The 21,354-nt window shown below is 60.4% G+C and carries 16 protein-coding genes; 7 read left to right on the forward strand and 9 right to left on the reverse strand.

Annotated elements, in window-relative coordinates; genetic code table 11:
* Window positions 1-240 precede the first annotated feature (240 nt).
* Window positions 241-816, reverse strand: a complete 576-nt coding sequence (locus M9827_RS05295; protein ID WP_007916390.1) for an ANTAR domain-containing response regulator — start codon at window positions 814-816, stop codon at window positions 241-243.
* A 15-nt stretch (window positions 817-831) separates the two neighbouring features.
* Complete coding sequence (locus M9827_RS05300) at window positions 832-2,043, reverse strand: CmpA/NrtA family ABC transporter substrate-binding protein (RefSeq protein WP_250603984.1); 1,212 nt, start codon at window positions 2,041-2,043, stop codon at window positions 832-834.
* Between the two features lie 223 nt (window positions 2,044-2,266).
* On the opposite strand from M9827_RS05300, the gene M9827_RS05305 reads away from it, so the two are divergent.
* Window positions 2,267-3,289, forward strand: a complete 1,023-nt coding sequence (locus M9827_RS05305; protein ID WP_250603986.1) for a quinone-dependent dihydroorotate dehydrogenase — start codon at window positions 2,267-2,269, stop codon at window positions 3,287-3,289.
* 239 nt (window positions 3,290-3,528) lie between these two features.
* Here M9827_RS05305 and rmf read toward each other — a convergent pair whose 3' ends face one another.
* The gene (rmf, locus tag M9827_RS05310; RefSeq protein ID WP_003223300.1) at window positions 3,529-3,744 is read right to left on the reverse strand and encodes a ribosome modulation factor; all 216 of its coding nucleotides are present in this window, start codon (window positions 3,742-3,744) and stop codon (window positions 3,529-3,531) included.
* A 532-nt stretch (window positions 3,745-4,276) separates the two neighbouring features.
* Here rmf and rlmKL point away from each other — a divergent pair.
* Both rlmKL and M9827_RS05320 read left to right on the forward strand, forming a co-directional pair.
* Entirely contained in the window at window positions 4,277-6,547 is a 2,271-nt protein-coding gene (rlmKL, locus tag M9827_RS05315) for a bifunctional 23S rRNA (guanine(2069)-N(7))-methyltransferase RlmK/23S rRNA (guanine(2445)-N(2))-methyltransferase RlmL (protein ID WP_250603989.1), read from the forward strand.
* 144 nt (window positions 6,548-6,691) lie between these two features.
* The gene (locus M9827_RS05320; RefSeq protein ID WP_250603991.1) at window positions 6,692-9,073 is read left to right on the forward strand and encodes a sensor domain-containing diguanylate cyclase; all 2,382 of its coding nucleotides are present in this window, start codon (window positions 6,692-6,694) and stop codon (window positions 9,071-9,073) included.
* 135 nt (window positions 9,074-9,208) lie between these two features.
* On the opposite strand, the gene dacB is transcribed toward M9827_RS05320, so the two are convergent.
* The gene (gene dacB / locus M9827_RS05325; RefSeq protein ID WP_123448555.1) at window positions 9,209-10,669 is read right to left on the reverse strand and encodes a D-alanyl-D-alanine carboxypeptidase/D-alanyl-D-alanine endopeptidase; all 1,461 of its coding nucleotides are present in this window, start codon (window positions 10,667-10,669) and stop codon (window positions 9,209-9,211) included.
* A gap of 233 nt (window positions 10,670-10,902) precedes the next feature.
* Between dacB and M9827_RS05330 the strand changes: the two genes are divergently transcribed.
* On the forward strand, window positions 10,903-11,247 hold the full coding sequence (locus tag M9827_RS05330; RefSeq protein ID WP_095189455.1) for a YggL family protein: 345 nt from the start codon (window positions 10,903-10,905) through the stop codon (window positions 11,245-11,247).
* 242 nt (window positions 11,248-11,489) lie between these two features.
* On the opposite strand, the gene M9827_RS05335 is transcribed toward M9827_RS05330, so the two are convergent.
* Window positions 11,490-12,680 (reverse strand): benzoate/H(+) symporter BenE family transporter, encoded by a 1,191-nt coding sequence (locus M9827_RS05335; RefSeq protein WP_250603993.1) that lies wholly within the window; start codon window positions 12,678-12,680, stop codon window positions 11,490-11,492.
* A 354-nt stretch (window positions 12,681-13,034) separates the two neighbouring features.
* Here M9827_RS05335 and M9827_RS05340 point away from each other — a divergent pair, with 354 nt between their 5' ends.
* Window positions 13,035-13,799, forward strand: a complete 765-nt coding sequence (locus M9827_RS05340; protein ID WP_007918375.1) for a GntR family transcriptional regulator — start codon at window positions 13,035-13,037, stop codon at window positions 13,797-13,799.
* 225 nt (window positions 13,800-14,024) lie between these two features.
* Here M9827_RS05340 and guaD read toward each other — a convergent pair whose 3' ends face one another.
* From guaD to xdhA, 4 genes are all read right to left on the reverse strand, one after another.
* Entirely contained in the window at window positions 14,025-15,329 is a 1,305-nt protein-coding gene (gene guaD / locus M9827_RS05345; RefSeq protein WP_250603995.1) for a guanine deaminase, read from the reverse strand.
* A 13-nt stretch (window positions 15,330-15,342) separates the two neighbouring features.
* Window positions 15,343-16,200 carry a xanthine dehydrogenase accessory protein XdhC gene (xdhC, locus tag M9827_RS05350; protein ID WP_250603997.1) on the reverse strand — a complete coding sequence of 286 codons (858 nt, stop codon included), beginning with the start codon at window positions 16,198-16,200 and terminating at the stop codon, window positions 15,343-15,345.
* A 145-nt stretch (window positions 16,201-16,345) separates the two neighbouring features.
* Entirely contained in the window at window positions 16,346-18,745 is a 2,400-nt protein-coding gene (gene xdhB, locus M9827_RS05355) for a xanthine dehydrogenase molybdopterin binding subunit (protein WP_250603999.1), read from the reverse strand.
* Window positions 18,738-20,192, reverse strand: a complete 1,455-nt coding sequence (gene xdhA / locus M9827_RS05360; RefSeq protein WP_250604001.1) for a xanthine dehydrogenase small subunit — start codon at window positions 20,190-20,192, stop codon at window positions 18,738-18,740. Before xdhA ends, xdhB begins: the two co-directional genes overlap by 8 nt.
* A 268-nt stretch (window positions 20,193-20,460) precedes the next feature.
* Between xdhA and M9827_RS05365 the strand changes: the two genes are divergently transcribed.
* Together M9827_RS05365 and M9827_RS05370 are read left to right on the forward strand one after the other, a co-directional pair.
* Window positions 20,461-21,120 carry a GntR family transcriptional regulator gene (locus M9827_RS05365; RefSeq protein ID WP_250604003.1) on the forward strand — a complete coding sequence of 220 codons (660 nt, stop codon included), beginning with the start codon at window positions 20,461-20,463 and terminating at the stop codon, window positions 21,118-21,120.
* A 2-nt stretch (window positions 21,121-21,122) separates the two neighbouring features.
* Window positions 21,123-21,354: AAA family ATPase (locus M9827_RS05370; protein WP_250604005.1), on the forward strand; the 232-nt coding region annotated here is incomplete at its 3' end.

The following is a 21,354-nucleotide window of genomic DNA, read 5'->3' on the forward strand; positions in this document are numbered from 1 at the left end:
CGTCGATTATGGATTTACAGCAGAAAACTACAGGTCTGCGTACTTCGCGAGCATTTCCCCTCCTCTGAGAGAGGGGAGTGACCGAAGTGTCTGGCGCCAAACACCGACCTGAAAGACCGAGTCGATTATGGATTCACAGCAGAAATCACAGGTCGGCGTACTTCGCGAGCATCCCCCAATCAGTCCCCTCTCCCTCCGGGAGAGGGCTAGGGTGAGGGGCTTTTCAAGCGGTCAGCGCTTTCACCCGAGCAACTCACTCATCGCGATAATCTGCTCCGCCACCTGAATCAGCTTCTGCTGCCGGCTCATGGCCTGGCGGCGCATCAGGGTGTAGGCCTCTTCCTCATTGCAGTCCTTCATCTTCATCAGCAGCCCTTTGGCCAGTTCGATGCGCTTGCGCTCGGCCAATTGCTGATCGCGCGCCTGCAACTGCGCGCGCAAGGCTTGATCACTTTCGAAGCGGGCCATCGCCACATCGAGAATAGGCTGCAAACGCTGGGCGTGAATGCCTTCGACAATGTAGGCGCTGACGCCAGACTTGATCGCTTGCCGCATCACCCCCGGATCATGCTCATCGGTAAACATCACGATTGGCCGTGGCTGGTCGCGGCTGACCAGCACCACTTGCTCCATGACATCGCGACTGGGTGACTCGGTATCGATCAGGATCACGTCCGGGCGCACCGTTTCGACGCGCGCGGGCAGGTCGATGGTCAGGCCGGATTCGTCGATCACTTCGAAACCGGCCTCGGTCAGTGCGGCTTTCAAGCGGCCGACTTTTTTCGCCGTGTCGTTGATCAACAGAATGCGCAACATGTTCGCGGTCTCCTGTCAGCGGCGGGCGAGAAGGGGGGCATCGTCGTTCAACGCGTGCAGTTTGAAACTGCGCGCGTAGCCGGCCGGGTCGCTGCCGTCCCAGATCTTGCCGTCGAGCAACTGGCTGCTGCGCATGTCGGTGCCCCACGCGGCGACGCCGACAGCGGTGGCGGCGTCGCGGTAGACGTCCAGACGCTGAACCTGGCGGGCAACGGCGAGGTAATCCGGATCCTCACGCAGCAAGCCCCAGCGGCGGAACTGGGTCATGAACCACATGCCGTCCGACAGATACGGCAGATTCACTTCGCCGTTACCGTGAAAGCGCAGCGCGTGCGGATCCTGCCAGCGATTGCCGAGGCCATCGGCATAGTCACCGAGAAAACGCGGTTCGATGCAGGAAACCGGTGCGTCGAGGTATTCCGGAGCGCTGAGCAACTGCGCGGTGCTACGACGGTTTTCCGGGCTTTCTTCGATGAAACGGCTGGCCTCGAGGATCGCCATCACCAGAGCCCGCGCGGTGTTGGGGTATTGCTCGACAAACTCACGGGTGCAGCCGAGGACTTTCTCCGGGTGATCGGGCCAGATGGTCTGGCTGGTGGCCAGGGTAAAACCCAGATCTTGCTGCACCGCGCTGGCCGCCCACGGTTCGCCGACGCAAAAACCATCAATGCGCCCGGCCTGCAAGTGCGCGACCATTTGCGGCGGCGGCACCACCACGCTGTCGACATCCTGCAATGGATGAATGCCCTGACTCGCCAGCCAGTAATACAACCACATCGCGTGAGTGCCGGTGGGGAAGGTCTGGGCGAAGGTGAGTTTTGCGCGGCTTTGGTGCACGTGGCGGTCCAGCGCTTCAGGACTGTTCACGCCGAGGTTTTGCAGGCCGTGGGAGAGGTTGAGGCTTTGACCGTTCTGGTTGAGGCCCATCAACACGGCCATATCAGTCGGGGCGACCCCGCCGATGCCCAGGTGCACGGCGTAGATCAGGCCGTACAGACTGTGCGCGGCATCCAGTTCACCGCTGACCAGTTTGTCGCGCAAGTTGGCCCAGGACGTCTGGCGCTTGAGGTTCAGCGTCAATCCGTAAGGCTGGGCGAAGCCCTGTGTGGCTGCGACCACCACCGAGGCGCAATCGCTCAGGGCCATGAAACCGAGGTTGATTGCGCTTTTTTCCGGGGCATCGCTGCCATTGACCCAGGCTAGTGGCCCTACCGAAGGTTCATTCATCCTGCGTACCTCGAAAAAAAAGCGCCGCCCCGGACTTTGCGCAGGCAAACCCCGAAGACGACGCCATTGTCCTTGCCCGCCTGCCGTCATTGGCCGACGCACTGATAGCCAGGAGGGTGCAAGGCATATGCCAGAGACAGCGATTTGCGCTTGCGCCTCGCGCCGCAGGTCGATGCCCGGCTATAATCGCCGCCTCTTTTCGCCGCCCGAGTCATCGCCGCCCATGTACACCCTGGCCCGTCAGCTGTTGTTCAAACTTTCCCCGGAAACCTCCCACGATCTGTCGCTGGATCTGATCGGCGCGGGTGGGCGTTTGGGCTTAAACGGCTTGCTGTGCAAGGCGCCGGCGAAGAAGCCAGTGACCGTCATGGGCCTCGAGTTCCCGAATCCGGTGGGTCTGGCGGCCGGTCTGGACAAGAACGGCGCGGCCATCGACGGTTTCGCACAGCTGGGTTTCGGTTTTGTCGAAATCGGTACCGTGACCCCGCGTCCGCAGCCGGGCAACCCGAAACCACGGATCTTCCGCCTGCCGGAAGCCGAGGCGATCATCAACCGGATGGGTTTCAACAACCTCGGTGTCGATAACCTGCTGGCGCGGGTGGCTGCGGCGAAATACAAAGGCGTGCTGGGCATCAACATCGGCAAGAACTTCGATACACCAGTTGAACGTGCGGTTGACGATTACCTGATCTGCCTGGACAAGGTGTACGCCCACGCCAGCTACGTGACGGTCAACGTCAGTTCGCCGAACACCCCGGGCCTGCGTAGCCTGCAGTTTGGTGATTCGCTCAAGCAATTGCTCGCCGATCTGGCCACACGCCGCGCTGAACTGGCCTTGCGTCACGGCAAGCATGTACCGCTGGCGATCAAGATCGCGCCGGACATGACCGATGAAGAAACCGCGCAGGTGGCCCAGGCACTGATCGAAACCGGCATGGATGCGGTGATCGCGACCAACACCACCCTCAGCCGTGTTGGCGTTGAAGGCATGGAGCATGGCGACGAGGCGGGCGGTTTGTCCGGCGCGCCGGTGCGTGAGAAGAGCACCCATACTGTGAAGGTGCTGGCCAGTGAATTGGCGGGGCGGTTGCCGATCATTGCGGCTGGCGGGATTACTGAAGGCAAGCATGCGGCCGAGAAGATTCTCGCCGGTGCGAGCCTGGTGCAGATCTACTCCGGCTTCATCTATAAAGGCCCGGCGCTGATTCGTGAGTCGGTAGACGCGATCGCCGCGCTGCGCACATGACCCCAGGCTGACCTGATGAATGTAGGAGCTGCCGAAGGCTGCGATCGTTTGATGTTGTTTTAGAATCAGAAGCAAGATCAAACGATCGCGGCAGCTCCTACACGAGATGTGTGTCAGCCAGACAGGCATAAAAAAGGGCTCCTCGAAGGAGCCCCTGGGCCGCAGCCCGCCGTCCGGGAAGGACGTGCATGGTAAGTCGTTACAAATTCAGATTGTCGTGTCGGAATAAATGCCCTGTGTCAGCCGACGGCGTGAAGTTCGTTGAGTCTGTGGATTCCCGCAGTGCCGGTCATACCGTCCCAGTTGTCGCCGCGTCCTTCTCGCCAGCCGTTGATCCAGGCTTGACGTACCGACGGTAGAGTAAATGGGCAAAGCTCACGGGATTTGCCACCAACGCCATATTGATATCCGCGCAAAAATGCTCTTTCCAACGGATCACGCTTAAGTCTTCTCATAGGGTGTTTCCCTCACTTGTTGACTGTTTTGTGTCGCGTTGACCTCAACCGAGGTCTGGCAGAAAAAACCTGCCATGGTGCGGCTCGCTGCCGGCGTGGCGAGCCAAGGTGTTGACGCCGTTGCGACGTCAACCTGTGCTCAGTTCTAACCAATGAGTCACATCGAGGGAATGATCGTTTTGTCATAAGGACGTAACGAAATTAGTGCTACAGCCATAAGTAACGACGGGTTTCATGCACGGTTTTTCAGCAAACCCCGGTATGATCGGCCCCGCGCTGGATGATGGGGTTAATTCTTTAGTGAGAATGACCCACGTTTGCGCTGGGTTATAAAGCGACGAAGGGTCGCTTTAAGACTTTTTGTTTCATCAACTTTTTTATCTGTCCCGGCATCTAAGCTCTTTTAACCCGAGCAGCGGGGATGGAACGGCACACCTTCGTGCCACGCGGGCGTTCTTTTAGAAAAGCGCCTGATTGAAAACCGGATCGGCAATGCGTTGCCGATTCACTAGCCAAAGGCTCTGGAAATACCATGTCCGACCGTTTCGAACTCTTCCTCACTTGCCCTAAAGGCCTTGAAGGCCTGCTCATCGAGGAAGCCGTCGGGCTTGGCCTTGAAGAAGCGCGCGAGCACACTTCCGCCGTGCGTGGCATGGCGACCATGGAAACCGCTTATCGCCTGTGCCTCTGGTCGCGTCTGGCCAACCGCGTGCTGCTGGTGCTCAAGCGCTTCCCGATGAAAGACGCTGAAGACCTGTACCACGGCGTGCTCGACATCGACTGGCAAGATCACATGCTCAGCGACGGCACTCTGGCCGTTGAATTCAGCGGCCACGGTTCCGGCATCGACAACACCCACTTCGGCGCCTTGAAAGTCAAAGACGCCATCGTCGACAAGCTGCGCACCCCACAGGGCGACCGTCCGTCGATCGACAAGCTCAACCCGGACCTGCGCATTCACCTGCGTCTGGATCGCGGCGAAGCGATTCTGTCCCTTGATCTGTCCGGCCACAGCCTGCATCAGCGCGGTTACCGTCTGCAGCAGGGCGCTGCACCGCTGAAGGAAAACCTCGCAGCGGCGATCCTGATCCGTTCCGGCTGGCCGCGCATTGCCGCTGAAGGCGGGGCGCTGGCTGACCCGATGTGCGGTGTCGGTACGTTCCTCGTTGAAGCGGGGATGATCGCCGCCGACATGGCGCCGAACCTGCGCCGTGAGCAGTGGGGCTTCACCGCGTGGCTGGGTCACGTGCCGGCGCTGTGGAAAAAACTCCATGAAGAAGCCGTCGAGCGTGCTGCTGCCGGTCTGGCCAAGCCACCGCTGTGGATTCGCGGCTATGAAGCCGACCCACGGCTGATTCAGCCGGGCCGCAACAACGTCGAGCGTGCGGGCCTGAGCGAGTGGATCAAGATCTACCAGGGCGAAGTCGCGACGTTCGAGCCACGTCCGGATCAGAACCAGAAAGGTCTGGTGATCTGCAACCCGCCATACGGCGAGCGTCTCGGTGACGAAGCCAGCCTGCTCTACCTCTACCAGAACCTCGGCGAGCGTCTGCGTCAGGCCTGCCTGAACTGGGAAGCGGCGGTGTTCACCGGCGCGCCGGACCTGGGCAAGCGCATGGGCATCCGCAGCCACAAACAGTATTCGTTCTGGAACGGCGCGTTGCCGTGCAAACTGCTGTTGATCAAAGTGCTGCCGGATCAGTTCGTCACCGGCGAGCGTCGCACCCCGGAACAGCGTCAGGCCGAGCGTGAGCAAGCGGCTTACGATCAAACCCCGGACGAGCCGCAAGAACGCAAGTTCAACAAGAACGGCAACCCGATCAAACCAACGCCTGCCCCGGCGCCGGTGATCGAGCAGCCGCGCTTGAGCGAAGGCGGGCAGATGTTTGCCAACCGGTTGCAGAAGAACCTCAAGGCGATGGGCAAGTGGGTCAAGCGCGAAGGCATCGATTGCTACCGCGTCTACGATGCCGACATGCCTGAGTACGCGATGGCCATCGACCTGTACCACGATTGGGTGCACGTCCAGGAATACGCCGCGCCGAAGTCGATCGACCCGGAAAAAGCCTCGGCGCGTATGTTCGACGCGTTGGCGGCCATTCCGCAGGCGCTGAACGTCGACAAGAGCCGCGTGGTGGTCAAACGCCGCGAGCGCCAGAGCGGCACCAAGCAGTACGAGCGTCAGGCGGCGCAAGGCAAGTTCAATGAAGTGAGCGAAGGCGGCGTGAAGTTGCTGGTCAATCTCACCGACTACCTCGACACCGGTCTGTTCCTCGATCACCGCCCGATGCGCATGCGCATTCAGAAAGAGGCCGCCGGCAAACGCTTCCTCAATCTGTTCTGCTACACCGCGACCGCCAGTGTGCACGCGGCCAAGGGCGGTGCGCGCAGCACCACCAGCGTCGACCTGTCGAAAACCTATCTCGACTGGGCACGCCGCAACCTGTCGCTGAACGGTTTCTCCGACAAGAACCGTCTGGAACAGGGCGATGTGATGGCGTGGCTGGAAAGCAGCCGGGACGAGTACGACCTGATCTTCATCGATCCGCCGACCTTCTCCAACTCCAAGCGCATGGAAGGCATCTTCGACGTGCAGCGTGATCAGGTGCAGTTGATCGACCTGGCCATGGCGCGTCTGGCAACCGGCGGTGTGCTGTATTTCTCCAACAACTTCCGCAAGTTCCAGTTGGAAGAAAACCTCGCCGAACGTTACGCGGTCGAGGAAATCAGCGCACAGACCATCGATCCGGATTTTGCCCGCAACACCAAGATCCACCGCGCCTGGAAAATCACGGCTCGTTGACGCTTTGCGCAATTGGATCCACAGAGCCTTGATTTTTAAAGGCTCCGTGGATCTGCCCGCGCTAGCTAAATTAGTGGCTAATAGCTATAACTCACACACGGTCAATGGGGTTTTCCCGTAAATGCTGGCGTAGTGAGTTGTCTTATGTCGTTGCACCCCGTGCGCCCAAAGATTCTGGGTTTCATCAGTGAAGACGTCTCGGCCTGGCTGGTCGCGCTGCTGGTATTGCTCGCCGGCGGGATTCTCACGGGGCTGCTCGCCTGGGCCACCCTCAATCAGTTTCAGCAACAGACCCGTCAGCGTTTCCAACTGCTGGCCAACGAACGTTACACCCGCATCGAAGAACGCTTTCAGGATCAGGAACAACGCCTTGACGGCCTGCGCCGCTTCTTCGCTAACTCCGAATCGGTGTCCCGCGCCGAGTTCGACGGCTACACCCAACCCCTATTGATGCGCACCCAGGCTTATTCGTTTGCCCGCAAGGTCAATGGCGCCGAGCGCGCCGAATTCGAGCAGCGAGTGCGTGACGAAGGCCTGACCCACTTCACGATCCGTGAGCTGAATGCACAGGGCGAGCTGCAACTGGCGGGCGTGCGCGATGAATACGTGCCGGTGCTCTATAGCCAGACGCAAAGTCGGCTTGGCTCACCGCTGGGCTATGACCTGCTGGCGCAGCCGTTGCGTCGGGACACCCTGCAACGTGCCGACAAACGCGGCGGGCTGGCGGTGTCGCAACCGATGCACCTGGTCAGCATCGAGCCGTCCTATGCGCGCGGCGTGCTGCTGGTGGCACCGGTAAGCCACAGTGGCGAGCGCCAGTCGTTTGGCTATGTGATGGCGGTGATCAGCATGCGTCAGTTGCTGGCCGACGGTTTGCCGGATGCCTTCCATGATTATCTGTCGGTGCGCATTCTCGACATGTCGACCAATGATCAGCACGAAGTGTTGTTCGAGTCGACCAACGAGCCAGCACCAAGTGACCTGTCGGCCACGCGCTTGTTGCGCATGGCCGATCACGACTATCAGGTCGATATTATGCCGAGCGACGCCTTCGCACAGGCCAACCATTCCTCGGTTGGCAGCGTGATCATTCTGGGTGGATTGCTCAGTCTGCTGCTCAGCGCTTTGCTCTACGTGCTGGTCAGTCAGCGTCAGCGCGCCTTGCGCATGGTCGAGCTGCGCACGCAGGAGCTGCACGCCAGCGAACAGGAATTGCGCGGCACCCACGGACAGTTGCGCGGCGTGCTGAATGCGGCGACGCAAGTGGCGATCATCGCCACCGACTTGCGCGGTGTGATCAATACCTTCAACCCTGGCGCCGAACAAATGCTCGGTTACAGCAGTGCCGAGGTGGTCGGCCACATGACCCTGGAAAACCTGCACCTGTCCCGTGAGCTGACCAGCCGCGCTGCCGAGCTGAGCGCGCGCTACGGCAAAACCATCCCGACCTGCCACGCGATGCTGGTCGAAGGCGGCGAAGTTGGCGGCCACGAGGCCCGTGAATGGACGCTGGTGCGCAGCGATGGCAGTCATCTACCGGTGAACATGCTCGCCACCCCGGTACTGGATGAGCAGGGCTTGTGGGTCGGCCATCTGGCGATTTGCATCGACATCACCGAGCGTAAGCGCGTGCATGAGGTGCTGGCGGCGCGGGACGTGTTGCTGAAGAAACTCAGCGCGCATGTGCCTGGTGGCATCTATCAGTTCAAGATGGAATTCGACGGGCGTTTCAGCGTGATCTACGCCAGCGACGGCATCCGCGAGATCTACGAGCTGGAGCCGGACGTGCTGCTGTTGAATGCCGAGGCGATCTTCACGCGCATTCATCCACAAGACGTTTCCCGGGTGCGCTCGTCGATTCGCGCCTCGGCCGACAGCCTCAGCCCATGGCGCGAGGAATACCGCGTGCAACTGCCCGAGCGCGGCCTGCGCTGGGTGCGCGGCGAGGCGACGCCGGAAGAACTGCCGGGCGGCGGCGTACTCTGGCACGGCTATATCTCGGACATTTCCGACCTGAAACGTGTGGAAGAAGAATTGCGCGCGCTGTCAGTGACTGACTCGCTGACCGGCATTCACAACCGTCGCTACTTCCAGGAGCGCCTGACCACAGAAATGGCCCGGGTCGAGCGCGGCGGCGGCGAGTTGTCGGTGATCATGCTCGACATCGACCATTTCAAACGTATCAACGATCAGTACGGCCACGCTGTGGGCGACCGGGTGCTGCAAGCGGTGTGCGAGCGCATCGGCCATCGTCTGCGGCGTACCGATGTGTTTTGTCGGTTGGGCGGCGAAGAGTTCATGGTGCTGTGCCCGGACATCGACGGCGAGCATGCGCACACGCTGGCGATCGAGCTCTGGCAGGGCTTGCGCAGTGCGCCGGTGGATGTGGTCGGCGTGGTCACGGCGAGTTTCGGTATCGCCAGTTGGCGACTGGGGGAGGGCGCGGATGCGCTGTTGCTGAGGGCGGATTCGGGTGTGTATATGGCAAAGCAGCGCGGGCGCGATCGCGTCGAGCAGATGAGCTGACATTCAATACCACAAACCCTGTGGGAGCTGGCTTGCCAGCGATGGCGTCATTTCAGTCAGCATATTCAGTGACTGACATCCCGCAATCGCTGGCAAGCCAGCTCCCACAAGTTTTTGTGGTGTTTTCTGACTGCGTTACAGGACCGAAGCGGTCTGCGGCAGTTTCGGCTGCTTGTACAGATCCAGCAGCACCTGATCCAGCACCGACGACGCGCCAAACGGTGCCTTGTCATTGAGGATCGCCACCACCGCCCAAGTGTTGCCATTCACGTCACGGCTGAAGCCGGCAATCGCGCGCACGGTGTTCAGGGTGCCGGTCTTGACGTGAGCCTCACCGCGCATCGCGGTAGTCTTCAGGCGTTTACGCATGGTGCCGTCGGTACCGGCAATCGGCAGCGAGCTGATGTATTCCGCGGCATACGGGCTGTGCCACGCCGCCTGCAGCATGCTCGCCATCTCGCGGGCGCTGACCCGTTCGGCACGGGACAGACCGGAGCCGTTCTCCATCACCAGATGTGGCGCGGTGATGCCTTTCTTCGCCATCCACTGACGCACTACGCGCTGCGCTGCCTTGGCGTCGTCACCATCGGCGTCGTTGCGGAAGCGCTGGCCGAGGCTGAGGAACAGCTGCTGGGCCATGGTGTTGTTACTGTATTTGTTGATGTCGCGGATGATCTCTGCCAGATCCGGCGAGTAGGCACGAGCCAGCAGTTTGGCGTTGCTCGGCGTCGAGGCCAGACGATCCTTGCCTTGAATGCTGCCGCCCAGCTCTTTCCAGATCGCGCGTACGGCGCCGGCGGTGTAAGTCGCGTGGTCGAGCAGCGACAGATACGTCTGCGAACTGCAGCCTTCGCCCAACTGGCCGGCCACGGTCACGGTCACGCTGCCATCGGCCTGCGGCACCGGGTTGTAGCGCACGCCGCCGGTGCACTGTTTGGAGGGCAGCGCTTTGACAGTGTTTTCGATGCGCACGCTGGCAATCGGCGGCTCAACCGAGATCAGTACCCGGCCGTTATCGTTACGGGCGACAAAGCGCAGGGCCTTGAGGTTGACCAGCAAAGAGTCGGGTTTGACCAGGAACGGCTTGTTCTCGTCATTACCGTCATCGTTGAACTCCGGCAGCACTGGCTGCACGAAGAAGTTGCGGTCGAGGATCAGATCACCGGTGATTTGCGTCACACCGTTGGCGCGCAGGTCGCGCATCAACAGCCAGAGCTTCTCCATGTTCAGCTTTGGATCGCCACCGCCCTTGAGGTAGAGATTGCCGTTGAGGATGCCGCCGTTCAGATCGCCATCGGTATAGAACTCGGTTTTCCACTGATGGTTGGGGCCGAGCATTTCCAGCGCCGCGTAAGTGGTCACCAGTTTCATGGTCGAGGCCGGGTTGACCGAGACGTCGGCGTTGAACACGGTCGGCGTGCCCGGGCCGTCCAGTGGCACCATCACCAGCGACAGGGCGCTGGGCTGCAGCTTGCTGGCCTTGAGGGCTTTTTCGACGTTGGGGGTGAGGGCAGTGTTAATGGTGGCAGCGGAAACAGGCAGGGCCAAGGGTAGAAGAAGGCCGGCGAGCAATAGAGGACGCAACGATTTGATCATATGAAATAAAACCCTACAGTCGAGGGGAAAATAACGAGGACATGGATGAAAAAGCCCTCAGTGGTCATGAAAGTGTCGGCATTATGCCCCAAGGTGTTACAGCTTGTGCCTTGTCGGGGCCGGCCAATACGTTATTTTTTTACAGGCGGTCGGCTTCCGGGGCCAGAGAGTCGGGCAATCGGCGGCTTAAACTGGTAAAGTGCCGGCCGTTAATACTTAAGAGGATTGTTCCAATGGCGACTAACCGTTCCCAGCGTCTGCGCAAAAAACTGTGCGTTGATGAATTTCAAGAGCTGGGTTTCGAACTGAACCTGGACTTCAAAGAAGACTTGTCCGAAGAAGCCATTGACGCTTTCCTCGAAGCCTTCATCAAAGAAGCCATGGAAGCCAATGGTCTGGGTTATGTGGGCGGCGACGACTTCGGTCTGGTATGCCTGCAGAAGCGTGGCTCGGTCAACGAAGAGCAGCGCGCTGCCGTTGAAGCCTGGCTGAAAAACCGTTCCGAGCTGACCAAGGCTGAAATCAGCCCGCTGCTGGACGTTTGGTATCCGGAAAAGCCGATCAACGCGGCTAAGTGATACTGAAAAAAACGGCGACCTTCGGGTCGCCGTTTTTTTTTGTCTGGGGTTTGGCTGTTCGGTTTGGGATTTGCGGTGGAGCTGCCCCTCACCCCAGCCCTCTCGCGAGGGAGAGGGGGCCGATTTGTAGGCTTTTCAAAATTTGAGTTCGACTCGGTATCCCACGTCGGCGTATGTCTTCCAAACACCTCGGTCAGTCCCCTCTCCCTCCGGGAGAGGGTTAGGGTGAGGGGCTTTTGATCCTAAGCTTTACGCCAATTCAGAATCACCAGCGTCAAAACCCCCGCCACAATCCCCCAAAACGCCGAACCAATGGAAAACAGCGTCAGCCCCGACGCCGTGACCATGAAGGTGATCAGCGCCGCTTCACGTTCCTTCACTTCGGTCATGGCAATGCTCAGGCCGTTGATGATCGAGCCGAACAGCGCCAGCGCAGCAATCGACAGCACCAGTTCTTTCGGCAACGCGGCAAACAGCGCCGCCAACGTAGCGCCGAACACCCCGGCAATCCCGTAGAAAATCCCGCACCAGACTGCAGCCGTGTAGCGCTTGTTGCGATCTTCATGGGCGTGTGGCCCGGTGCAGATTGCCGCGCTGATTGCTGCGAGGTTGATGCCGTGGGAGCCGAACGGCGCCAGCAGCAGTGAGGCGATGCCGGTGGTGGTGATCAGCGGCGACGCCGGCACGTTGTAGCCGTCGGCGCGCAGCACGGCGATGCCGGGCATGTTCTGCGAAGTCATCGCCACCACGAACAGCGGTATGCCGATGCTGATGGTCGCCGCCAGCGAGAAGTGCGGCGTGGTCCATACCGGCGTCGCCACTTCCAGGTGAAAACCGCTGAAATCCAGCAGGCCCATGAAGCCCGACAGCGCGGTGCCGATCAGCAATGCCGCGAGCACCGCGTAACGTGGCGACAGGCGTTTGACCACCAGATAAGTGAAGAACATCCCCAGTACCAGCCCGGTGCGGTGTTGCGCAGCGACGAAGATTTCGCTGCCGATCTTGAACAGAATCCCTGCCAGCAACGCCGCCGCCAGCGAAGCCGGAATCTTTTTCACCAGGCGTTCGAAGCTGCCGGTCAGCCCGCAAATCGTCACCAGTACTGCGCAGGTAATGTAGGCGCCGATGGCCTCGCCATACGTGACGCCGCCCAGGCTGGTGATCAGCAGGGCCGCACCCGGGGTCGACCAGGCGATGGTGATCGGCGTGCGGTAGCGCAGCGACAGACCGATCGAGCACACCGCCATGCCGATGGAAATCGCCCAGATCCACGAGGAAATCTGCCCGCTGCTCAGGCCCGCCGCTTGCCCGGCCTGAAACATCAGCACCAGTGAGCTGGTGTAGCCGGTCATCATCGCAATGAAACCGGCAACGATGGCCGACGGCGAGGTGTCGGCCAAGGGGCGGAGCTGGGTGTGGGTGGCGTCGTTCATGACGGCGGTGTTCCTTATACAGATGAAGATGTCTGCTACAACACATCCCCTGTAGGAGCTGCCGAAGGCTGCGATCTTTTGACTTTGATTTTAAGAAGCAAGATCAAGAGATCGCAGCCTTCGGCAGCTCCTACATAAGTGGATTGTGCGCTGAAGGCGGATTCTGCGATCAAGCCTAAACTCAAACGTAACGGATCGTTGCAATACAGCCGAAGTCACAAACAGCCGTACAGTCGTGTTGCCACCATCCATTGTGTACAATCGCGCTGTTTTTTACGCGATACTTGCCAGCGACCTACTCTGCCGTATTACAGTCACGGTCTATTCGCCGCAGTTCTCCCGACTCGAGTGCCCATGAACGAACAGTTGCAACCCCTCAAGAAACAACCGCGAGCAGGCAAAGCCGGCCGCAGCGGAACCCAGGACGATATTGTCTACGCGCATATCTTCGAGGCCATCCTCGAACAGCGTCTGGCGCCCGGCACAAAATTGAGCGAAGAAGCGCTGGGGGAAATCTTCGGGGTCAGCCGCACCATCATTCGCCGCGCGCTGTCGCGTCTGGCCCATGAAGGCGTGGTGCTGTTGCGGCCGAACCGTGGCGCCGTGGTCGCCAGCCCGAGTGTTGAAGAAGCCCGTCAGGTGTTTCTCGCTCGCCGTCTGGTCGAACGTGCGATCACTGAATTGGCGGTGCAACACGCGACGGCCGAGCAGATCGCCGAATTGCGGCAGATGGTCAACGACGAGCGCGACAGTTTTTCCCGTGGCGATCGCGGCGCCGGTATTCGTCTGTCGGGCGAATTCCACCTGAAACTCGCGGAAGCGGCGATGAACGCACCGTTGATCAGCTTCCAGCGCAGCTTGGTTTCGCAGACATCGCTGATCATTGCCCAATATGAAAGCGGCAACCGCTCGCACTGCTCGTATGACGAACACACCCAGTTGATCGACGCGATCGAGAAGCGCGACGGTGAGCTGGCGGTGAATCTGATGATGCATCACATGGATCACATCGACAGCAAGCTCAACCTCGACGAGGAAGGCGCGTCGGATGATCTGCATGCGGTGTTCTCGCATTTGTTGCAGACCAAGAAGCCGGGGCGCCCTGCGGCCAAGCTCTAAGTCAGACCGAGTTGTCCCCAATCGCTGGCAAGCCAGCTCCCACAGGTTTCTCGGTGTATCGCAGATTTGGTAAACCCCAAAAAGCCCTGTGGGAGCTGGCTTGCCAGCGATAGCAATCTGACAGGCAATAAAAATCCCCCGGACTGAAAAGTACCGGGGGATTTTTTTGTGCCTGCCTGATCGTTCCCACGCAGAGCGTGGGAACGATCATGGGGCGGGGGAAAATTAGCGTTGATGCACCAAAGCACCCGCCGCATACGTCTGCTGCACTGTGCGGTCATCGCCCAGCGTCATCAATACAAACAACGTTTCGGCAATGTTGTTGGCCTGCTTCAAGCGGTAGCTCAGCAGCGGCGTGGCGTTGTAATCCAGCACCAGGAAGTCAGCGTCGGAACCCGGTTGCAGGTTGCCGATCTTGTCTTCCAGACGCAGCGCCCGCGCGCCGCCCAATGTCGCCAGGTACAGCGACTTGAACGGACTCAGCCGCGCACCTTGCAACTGCATCACTTTGTACGCTTCGTTCAACGTCTGCAGCAGGGAGAAACTGGTGCCGCCGCCGACGTCAGTGCCCAGGCCGACGTTCAGTTTATGCTTCTCGGCCATCGGCAAGTTGAACAAACCGCTGCCGAGGAAGAAGTTTGAGGTCGGGCAGAACGAGATCGCCGAACCGGTTTCCGCCAGTCGTGCGCATTCGTCGTCGCACAGGTGCACGCCGTGAGCGAACACCGAGCGCTCGCCGAGCAATTTGTAGTGGTCGTAAACGTCGAGGTAGCCCTTGCGCTCCGGGAACAGCTCCTTGACCCACTCGATTTCCTTGAGGTTTTCGCTGATGTGGGTCTGCATGTACAGATCCGGGTATTCGGTCAGCAGTTGCCCGGCGAGGGTCAGTTGTTCCGGGGTGCTGGTCGGGGCGAAGCGCGGAGTGACCGCGTAGTGCAGACGACCCTTGCCGTGCCAGCGTTCGATCAGCGCTTTGCTCTCGATGTAGCTCGATTCAGCAGTGTCGGTCAGGTAATCCGGGGCGTTGCGGTCCATCATCACCTTACCGGCGATCATCCGCAGGTCGAGCTTCTCGGCTGCTTCAAAGAGCGAGTTCACCGATTGCGGGTGCACGCTGCCGAACACCAGCGCGGTGGTGGTGCCGTTGCGCAGCAGTTCCTTGACGAAAATGTCAGCGACTTCGTCGGCGTGGGCCTTGTCGCCGAACTGGCTTTCGCACGGGAAGGTGTAGGTGTTCAGCCAGTCGAGCAGTTGCTCGCCGTAGGCGCCGACCATGCCGGTTTGCGGAAAGTGAATGTGGGTGTCGATGAAGCCCGGGGTGATCAGCGCATCCTGGTAGTGCTCGATTTCGATGTCCGCCGGCAGGGTCGGCAGCAGCTCACTGGCGTGGCCGAGGGCGCTGATCTTGCCGCCGTCGACCACCAGCAGGCCGTCCTCGAAATATTCGTAGGAGGCTTCAATCCCGACTTCGGCGGGGTCGGCGATGCTGTGCAGGATGGCGGCGCGGTAGGCTTTGCGAGTCAGAGGCATGAGGGTTCTCTAATCAGTTTGAGGCTTTGAGTTTGGCGGCCTGACTGCGCCGCGAAACCGGCAGCAGTCTGGCAATCGGTTCGGCGCTGGCAGTCTGCTGGCCGAAGTTAGCGTTGTAGGTGGCGATGATTTCGCCGGCGATGGAGATGGCGATTTCCACAGGCAGTTTGCCTTTGACTTCGCTGATGCCCATCGGGCAGCGCATGCGTTGCACGACGCTGCTGTCGAAACCGCGATCGCGCAAACGGTGTTCGAACTTCGCCCGTTTGGTCTTCGAGCCGATCAGGCCGAACCAGGCGAAGTCGTTGCGTTTGAGGATCGCGGCAGTGAGTTCCAGGTCGAGCTGATGGTTGTGGGTCATGACGATGCAGTAACTGCCGGCGGGCAGGTCATCGATTTCATCCACAGGCTCTTCGGCGACGATTTTACGCACGCCGTGGGGGATGTGTTCGGGGAATTCGGCCTCGCGCGAATCGATCCAGCGCACCCGGCAGGGCAGGCTGGCGAGCAATGGCACCAAGGCGCGGCCAACGTGACCGGCACCGAACACAGCGATCTGCGCCTGCACCTGGCCCATCGGTTCGAACAGCAACACGGTGGCGCCGCCGCAGCACTGGCCCAGGCTGGCGCCGAGGCTGAAGCGCTCCAGATGGGTGTCCTGCTTGCCGCTGGCGAGCATCTCGCGGGCGATCTGCATGGCTTTGTATTCCAGGTGCCCGCCACCGATGGTGTCGAAGCTCTGGTGCGCGCTGACGACCATTTTCGAGCCGGCATTGCGCGGGGTCGAGCCGAGTTCTTCGATGATCGTCACCAGCACACAGGGTTCGCCCTGGTTCTGCAGGTCGGCGAGGGCGTCGATCCAGTTGTACATAGTTCACCCCTACAACATCGTTGTCTGTTCGGGCCTCATCGCTGGCAAGCCAGCTCCCACAGGATCTGCGGTGTAACGCCTATCGGTTAAACACCACAAAAACCTGTGGGAGCTGGCTTGCCAGCGATTGGCCGCGCCTCGGTCGTTAGAGCGGAGCCAATTCGGTTTCAGCCTCGACCGCTTTCACAGTCTTGAGCTGACGCATCTGCTCACACCCCCACAACACCCGCTCCGGCGTCGCCGGCGCATCAATCTGCGGTTGATGCTGGTAATCACCGAGGCTCGCCACCGCATCCTTGATTGCGCACCACGAGGCAATCCCGAGCATGAACGGCGGCTCACCGACCGCCTTGGAATGGAACACCGTGTCTTCCGGGTTCTTGCGGTTTTCCACCAGCTTCACCCGCAGGTCGAGTGGCATGTCCGCCACGGCCGGGATCTTGTAGCTGGCCGGGCCGTTGGTCATCAGCTTGCCTTTGTTGTTCCAGACCAGCTCTTCCATGGTCAGCCAGCCCATGCCCTGAATGAAACCACCCTCAACCTGACCGATGTCGATGGACGGGTTCAGCGAGGCGCCGACGTCGTGAAGAATGTCGGTACGCAGCATCTTGTACTCGCCGGTCAGGGTGTCGACGATCACTTCGCAGCACGCCGCGCCGAAGGCGAAGTAATAGAACGGACGGCCACGGGCCTGGCTGCGGTCGTAATAGATTTTCGGGGTCTTGTAGAAGCCGGTGCTCGACAGCGACACCTGATTGAAATACGCCTGCTGGATCAGCGCTTCAAAGGTCAGGATGTGATCGCGCACGCGCACATGGCCATTGTGGAATTCGACGTCTTCTTCAGTGACTTTGTAGTGACGCGCAGCAAATTCGATCAGGCGTTTCTTGATGATTTCCGCCGCGTTCTGCGCCGCTTTACCGTTCAAGTCGGCACCGCTGGAGGCCGCCGTCGGCGAGGTATTCGGCACCTTGTCGGTGTTGGTCGCGGTGATTTGCACGCGGTCGATTTCCACCTGGAACACTTCGGCCACGACCTGCGCGACTTTGGTGTTCAAACCCTGGCCCATTTCCGTGCCGCCATGGTTCAGGTGAATGCTGCCGTCGGTGTAGATGTGGATCAGCGCGCCGGCCTGGTTCAAGAAACTGGCGGTGAAGGAAATGCCGAATTTCACCGGGGTCAGCGCCAGGCCTTTTTTCAGGATCGGGCTGTTGGCGTTGTAGCGACGGATCGCTTCGCGGCGTTCGTGGTACTGGCTGCTTTCTTCCAGCTCGGCGGTCATTTCCTCGAGCATGTTGTGCTCGACGGTCTGGTAGTAGTGGGTGACGTTGCGCTCGGTCTTGCCGTAGTAGTTGGCCTTGCGCACCGCAAGTGGGTCGAGGTGCAGGTGACGGGCAATCGCGTCCATTACTTCTTCGATCGCGACCATGCCTTGCGGGCCACCGAAACCACGGTAAGCAGTGTTCGACGCGGTGTTGGTCTTGCAGCGGTGACCGTTGATGGTCGCATCGCCGAGGTAGTACGAGTTGTCGGAGTGGAACATCGCCCGGTCAACGATCGACGCGGACAAGTCCGGCGAGCAGCCGCAGTTGCCGGCCAGATCCATGTTGATCCCGTGCAGACGCCCGGTGCTGTCGAAGCCGACGTCGTACTCGACGTAGAACGGGTGCCGCTTGCCGGTCATCAGCATGTCTTCGACGCGCGGCAGACGCATCTTGGTCGGTTGGCCGGTCAGGTGCGCCACCACCGCGCACAGGCACGCCGGACTCGCAGCTTGAGTTTCCTTGCCGCCGAAACCACCGCCCATGCGGCGCATGTCGACGACGATTTTGTTCATCGACACGTCGAGCACTTCGGCGACCAGTTTTTGCACTTCGGTCGGGTTCTGCGTCGAGCAGTAAACGATCATGCCGCCGTCTTCGGTCGGCATCACCGAGGAGATTTGCGTCTCCAGGTAGAAGTGCTCCTGACCGCCGATGTGCAGCGTGCCCTGGATGCGGTGTTCAGCGGTCGCCAGAGCGGAAACCGAATCGCCGCGCTGGTGGGTGTGACTGTCGAGGACGAAGTGGCGTTTGCGCAGGGCTTCGACCACGTCGAGTACAGGTTCGAGATCTTCGTATTCGATGATCGCCGCCATCGCTGCTTTGCGCGCGGTTTCCAGATCTTTCGCGGCAACGGCGAGCACCGGTTGACCGACGAATTGCACGTCATCGATGGCCAGCAGTGGATCGCCCGGCAGCAACGGGCCGATGTCTTTCAGGCCCGGCACGTCTTCGTGGGTGATCGCGATGCGCACGCCTTCGAAGGCGTAGCACGGCGAGGTGTCGATGCTGATGATTTTCGCGTGGGCGCGGTCCGACAGGCGTGCATACAGATGCAGCTGGTTGGGGAATTCCAGGCGATCATCGATGTACTGCGCTTCACCGGACACGTGCTTGGCGGCGCTGTCGTGCTTGACGCTGCGGCCGACGCCCGAGGTCAGATCCTTGGCGAACAGTTCAGCCAGTTCAGCCTGGGTTTTTTCTACGCCGTGATGGTTAGACATAAGCGGTCACCCGAGTCTCGATATGCGGTGTTTGCAGTTCGATGAAGTATTTGCGCAGCAGGTTCTGCGCGCTGAGCAGGCGATATTCCTTGCTGGCGCGGAAATCCGAGAGTGGCGTGAAATCTTCGGCCAGCGCGGCGCAGGCGCGCTCGATCACGGCGTTGTTGAACGGCTGGCCGAGCAACACGGCTTCGCAATGGGCGGCGCGTTTCGGGATCGCGGCCATACCGCCGAAAGCCATGCGCGCATCGCTGATCACGCCGTTTTCCACGCGCAGGTTGAACGCGGCGCAGACTGCAGAGATGTCGTCGTCCAGACGCTTGGAGACTTTGTAGGCGCGGAACATCTGCTCGGCGCTGGCGCGTGGGACGATGATTTTCTCGATGAATTCACTTTCCTGACGGGCCGTGACTTTGTAATCGATGAAGTAATCTTCGAGGTTCAAGGTGCGGCGGGTTTCGCCTTTGCACAGTACGACCTGCGCGCCGAGGGCGATCAGCAGCGGTGGCGAGTCACCAATCGGCGAGGCGTTGCCGATGTTGCCGCCGAGGGTGCCCTGGTTGCGGATTTGCAGCGAGGCGAAGCGGTGCAGCAATTCGCCGAAGTCCGGGTACTCGGCGTTCAACGCTTCGTAGCAGTCGGAGAGGGCGGTGGCGGCGCCGATTTCGATGCGGTCTTCGAAGGTGTCGATGCGCTTCATTTCGGCGACGTTTCCGACGTAGATCATCACCGGCAGGGTGCGGTGGAACTGGGTGACTTCCAGGGCCAGATCGGTGCCGCCGGCGAGCAGGCGCGCTTGTGGGTAAGCGTCGTAGAGGTCGGCCAGATCGGCGACGGTCAGCGGCACCAGGCAGCGCTTGTCGCCGCTGTTGAGTTCGCCGATATCAGTCGGGGTGATGGCTTTCAAGCGGGCGATGGTCTCGGCTTCACGAGCATCGAATTGATCCGGTTGTTTGCCGCAGCACGATTGTTCGGCGGCGGCCAGAATCGGCCGGTAGCCGGTGCAGCGGCAGAGGTTGCCGGCCAGCGCTTCGTGGGCCTTGGCGTGATCCGGTGCATCGCTGTTCTTTTGCAGGGCGAACAGCGACATGACGAAGCCGGGGGTGCAGAAACCGCACTGCGAGCCGTGGCACTCGACCATGGCTTTCTGCACGCTGTGCAGTTCGCCTTTGTGTTTGAGGTCTTCGACGCTGATCAGTTGTTTGCCGTGCAGCGACGAAACGAAGGTCAGGCACGAATTGAGGCTGCGATAGCGAATGTGCTCGCGACCGTCGTCATCCGTTTGCAACTCGCCGACCACCACGGTGCAGGCGCCGCAGTCACCGCTGGCGCAGCCTTCTTTGGTGCCGGACTTGCCCACGTGTTCACGCAGGTAATTGAGCACAGTCAGATTCGGGTCCAGGGCGTGCTCGCTACGGAGTTCCTGGTTAAGTAAAAACTGGATCACGGAAGGCCTCGCAGACTCATTATTGTTGTTAACCGACGTGAACCGAATTTAGCAGGTCTGACTTTTCGGTCAATGGTTTTCTGACTTAAAGGTCAGGAAAATGCATTTCGTCGATCAACTACGTGTCTATTCAGTATTGACCCTCATCGGATCCCCTGCTTTTTTGCGGGATTCGTGCCAAAAACCGCTGAGTGGGCACTCCGCCATGACCGTGCATTTGCGCTACACTGCGCCGCTTGTGCAGATCGATAGAGTTTGAAGGACAACCATGACGTTCAAGGCGCCGGACAGCCTCGCCGAGCAAATCGCTCACCACCTCGCCGAACGCATCATTCGTGGCGAAATGAAGCCGGGAGAGCGCATCCAGGAACAGAAGGTCACGCTGGCGCTCAATGTCAGCCGCGGTTCGGTCCGCGAAGCCTTGCTGATCCTCGAACGCCGCCACCTGATCGCGATCCTGCCGCGCCGTGGTGCGCACGTCACCGAGCTGACACCGCACAAGGTGCAGAGCCTGTGCACGCTGATGAGCGAGCTGTACATCCTGCTCGGCAACGCGGTGGCCAATGGCTGGCAAGTGCAATCGGACATGGCGCCGTTCGTGCAGATCCAGCAGCGCCTGACCGCCAGCTACGAGCGTCAGGACATTCGCAGCTTCGTCGACGACAGCTTCGCCGTGATGCGCGCCGCCTATCCGTTCGCCAACAACCCGTATCTGCAAGAAACGGTCGAGAACCTGCAGCCGGCCATGAGCCGCGCCTACTTCCTCGCCCTCGAACAGCGCAAGGCGGAAATGAGCGAGTTCCTTGAACTGTTCGAACGCTTGCTCGCCGCCGTGCTCGCCCGTGATTTGCCGCAGATCCGCATCGTGCTGACGGCTTACGCCCAGCGCAGCTGTGATCTGGTGGTTTCCGCCCTGACGGTTGCCTAAGCGTGCGGCTCAAGTGCATCAAACTGGCGGGATTCAAATCCTTCGTCGACCCGACCACGGTGAACTTCCCCAGTAACATGGCGGCGGTCGTCGGGCCGAACGGTTGCGGCAAGTCGAACATCATCGACGCCGTGCGCTGGGTGATGGGCGAAAGTTCGGCGAAGAACCTCCGTGGCGAGTCGATGACCGACGTCATCTTCAACGGCTCGACCAGCCGTAAGCCGGTGAGTCAGG

Origin of the sequence: Pseudomonas sp. AKS31 (assembly GCF_023634765.1) — a bacterium.
GTDB lineage: Bacteria > Pseudomonadota > Gammaproteobacteria > Pseudomonadales > Pseudomonadaceae > Aquipseudomonas.

Coding starts and splice junctions, on each gene's coding strand:
- xdhB (WP_250603999.1), bottom strand. CDS start 18,745: ATGTCTAACCATCACGGCGTAGAAAAAACCCAGGCTGAACTGGCTGAA.
- dacB (WP_123448555.1), bottom strand. CDS start 10,669: ATGATCAAATCGTTGCGTCCTCTATTGCTCGCCGGCCTTCTTCTACCC.
- guaD (WP_250603995.1), bottom strand. CDS start 15,329: ATGCCTCTGACTCGCAAAGCCTACCGCGCCGCCATCCTGCACAGCATC.
- M9827_RS05340 (WP_007918375.1), top strand. CDS start 13,035: ATGAACGAACAGTTGCAACCCCTCAAGAAACAACCGCGAGCAGGCAAA.
- M9827_RS05335 (WP_250603993.1), bottom strand. CDS start 12,680: ATGAACGACGCCACCCACACCCAGCTCCGCCCCTTGGCCGACACCTCG.
- rmf (WP_003223300.1), bottom strand. CDS start 3,744: ATGAGAAGACTTAAGCGTGATCCGTTGGAAAGAGCATTTTTGCGCGGA.
- M9827_RS05305 (WP_250603986.1), top strand. CDS start 2,267: ATGTACACCCTGGCCCGTCAGCTGTTGTTCAAACTTTCCCCGGAAACC.
- M9827_RS05330 (WP_095189455.1), top strand. CDS start 10,903: ATGGCGACTAACCGTTCCCAGCGTCTGCGCAAAAAACTGTGCGTTGAT.
- M9827_RS05320 (WP_250603991.1), top strand. CDS start 6,692: ATGTCGTTGCACCCCGTGCGCCCAAAGATTCTGGGTTTCATCAGTGAA.
- rlmKL (WP_250603989.1), top strand. CDS start 4,277: ATGTCCGACCGTTTCGAACTCTTCCTCACTTGCCCTAAAGGCCTTGAA.
- M9827_RS05300 (WP_250603984.1), bottom strand. CDS start 2,043: ATGAATGAACCTTCGGTAGGGCCACTAGCCTGGGTCAATGGCAGCGAT.
- M9827_RS05365 (WP_250604003.1), top strand. CDS start 20,461: ATGACGTTCAAGGCGCCGGACAGCCTCGCCGAGCAAATCGCTCACCAC.
- xdhC (WP_250603997.1), bottom strand. CDS start 16,200: ATGTACAACTGGATCGACGCCCTCGCCGACCTGCAGAACCAGGGCGAA.
- M9827_RS05295 (WP_007916390.1), bottom strand. CDS start 816: ATGTTGCGCATTCTGTTGATCAACGACACGGCGAAAAAAGTCGGCCGC.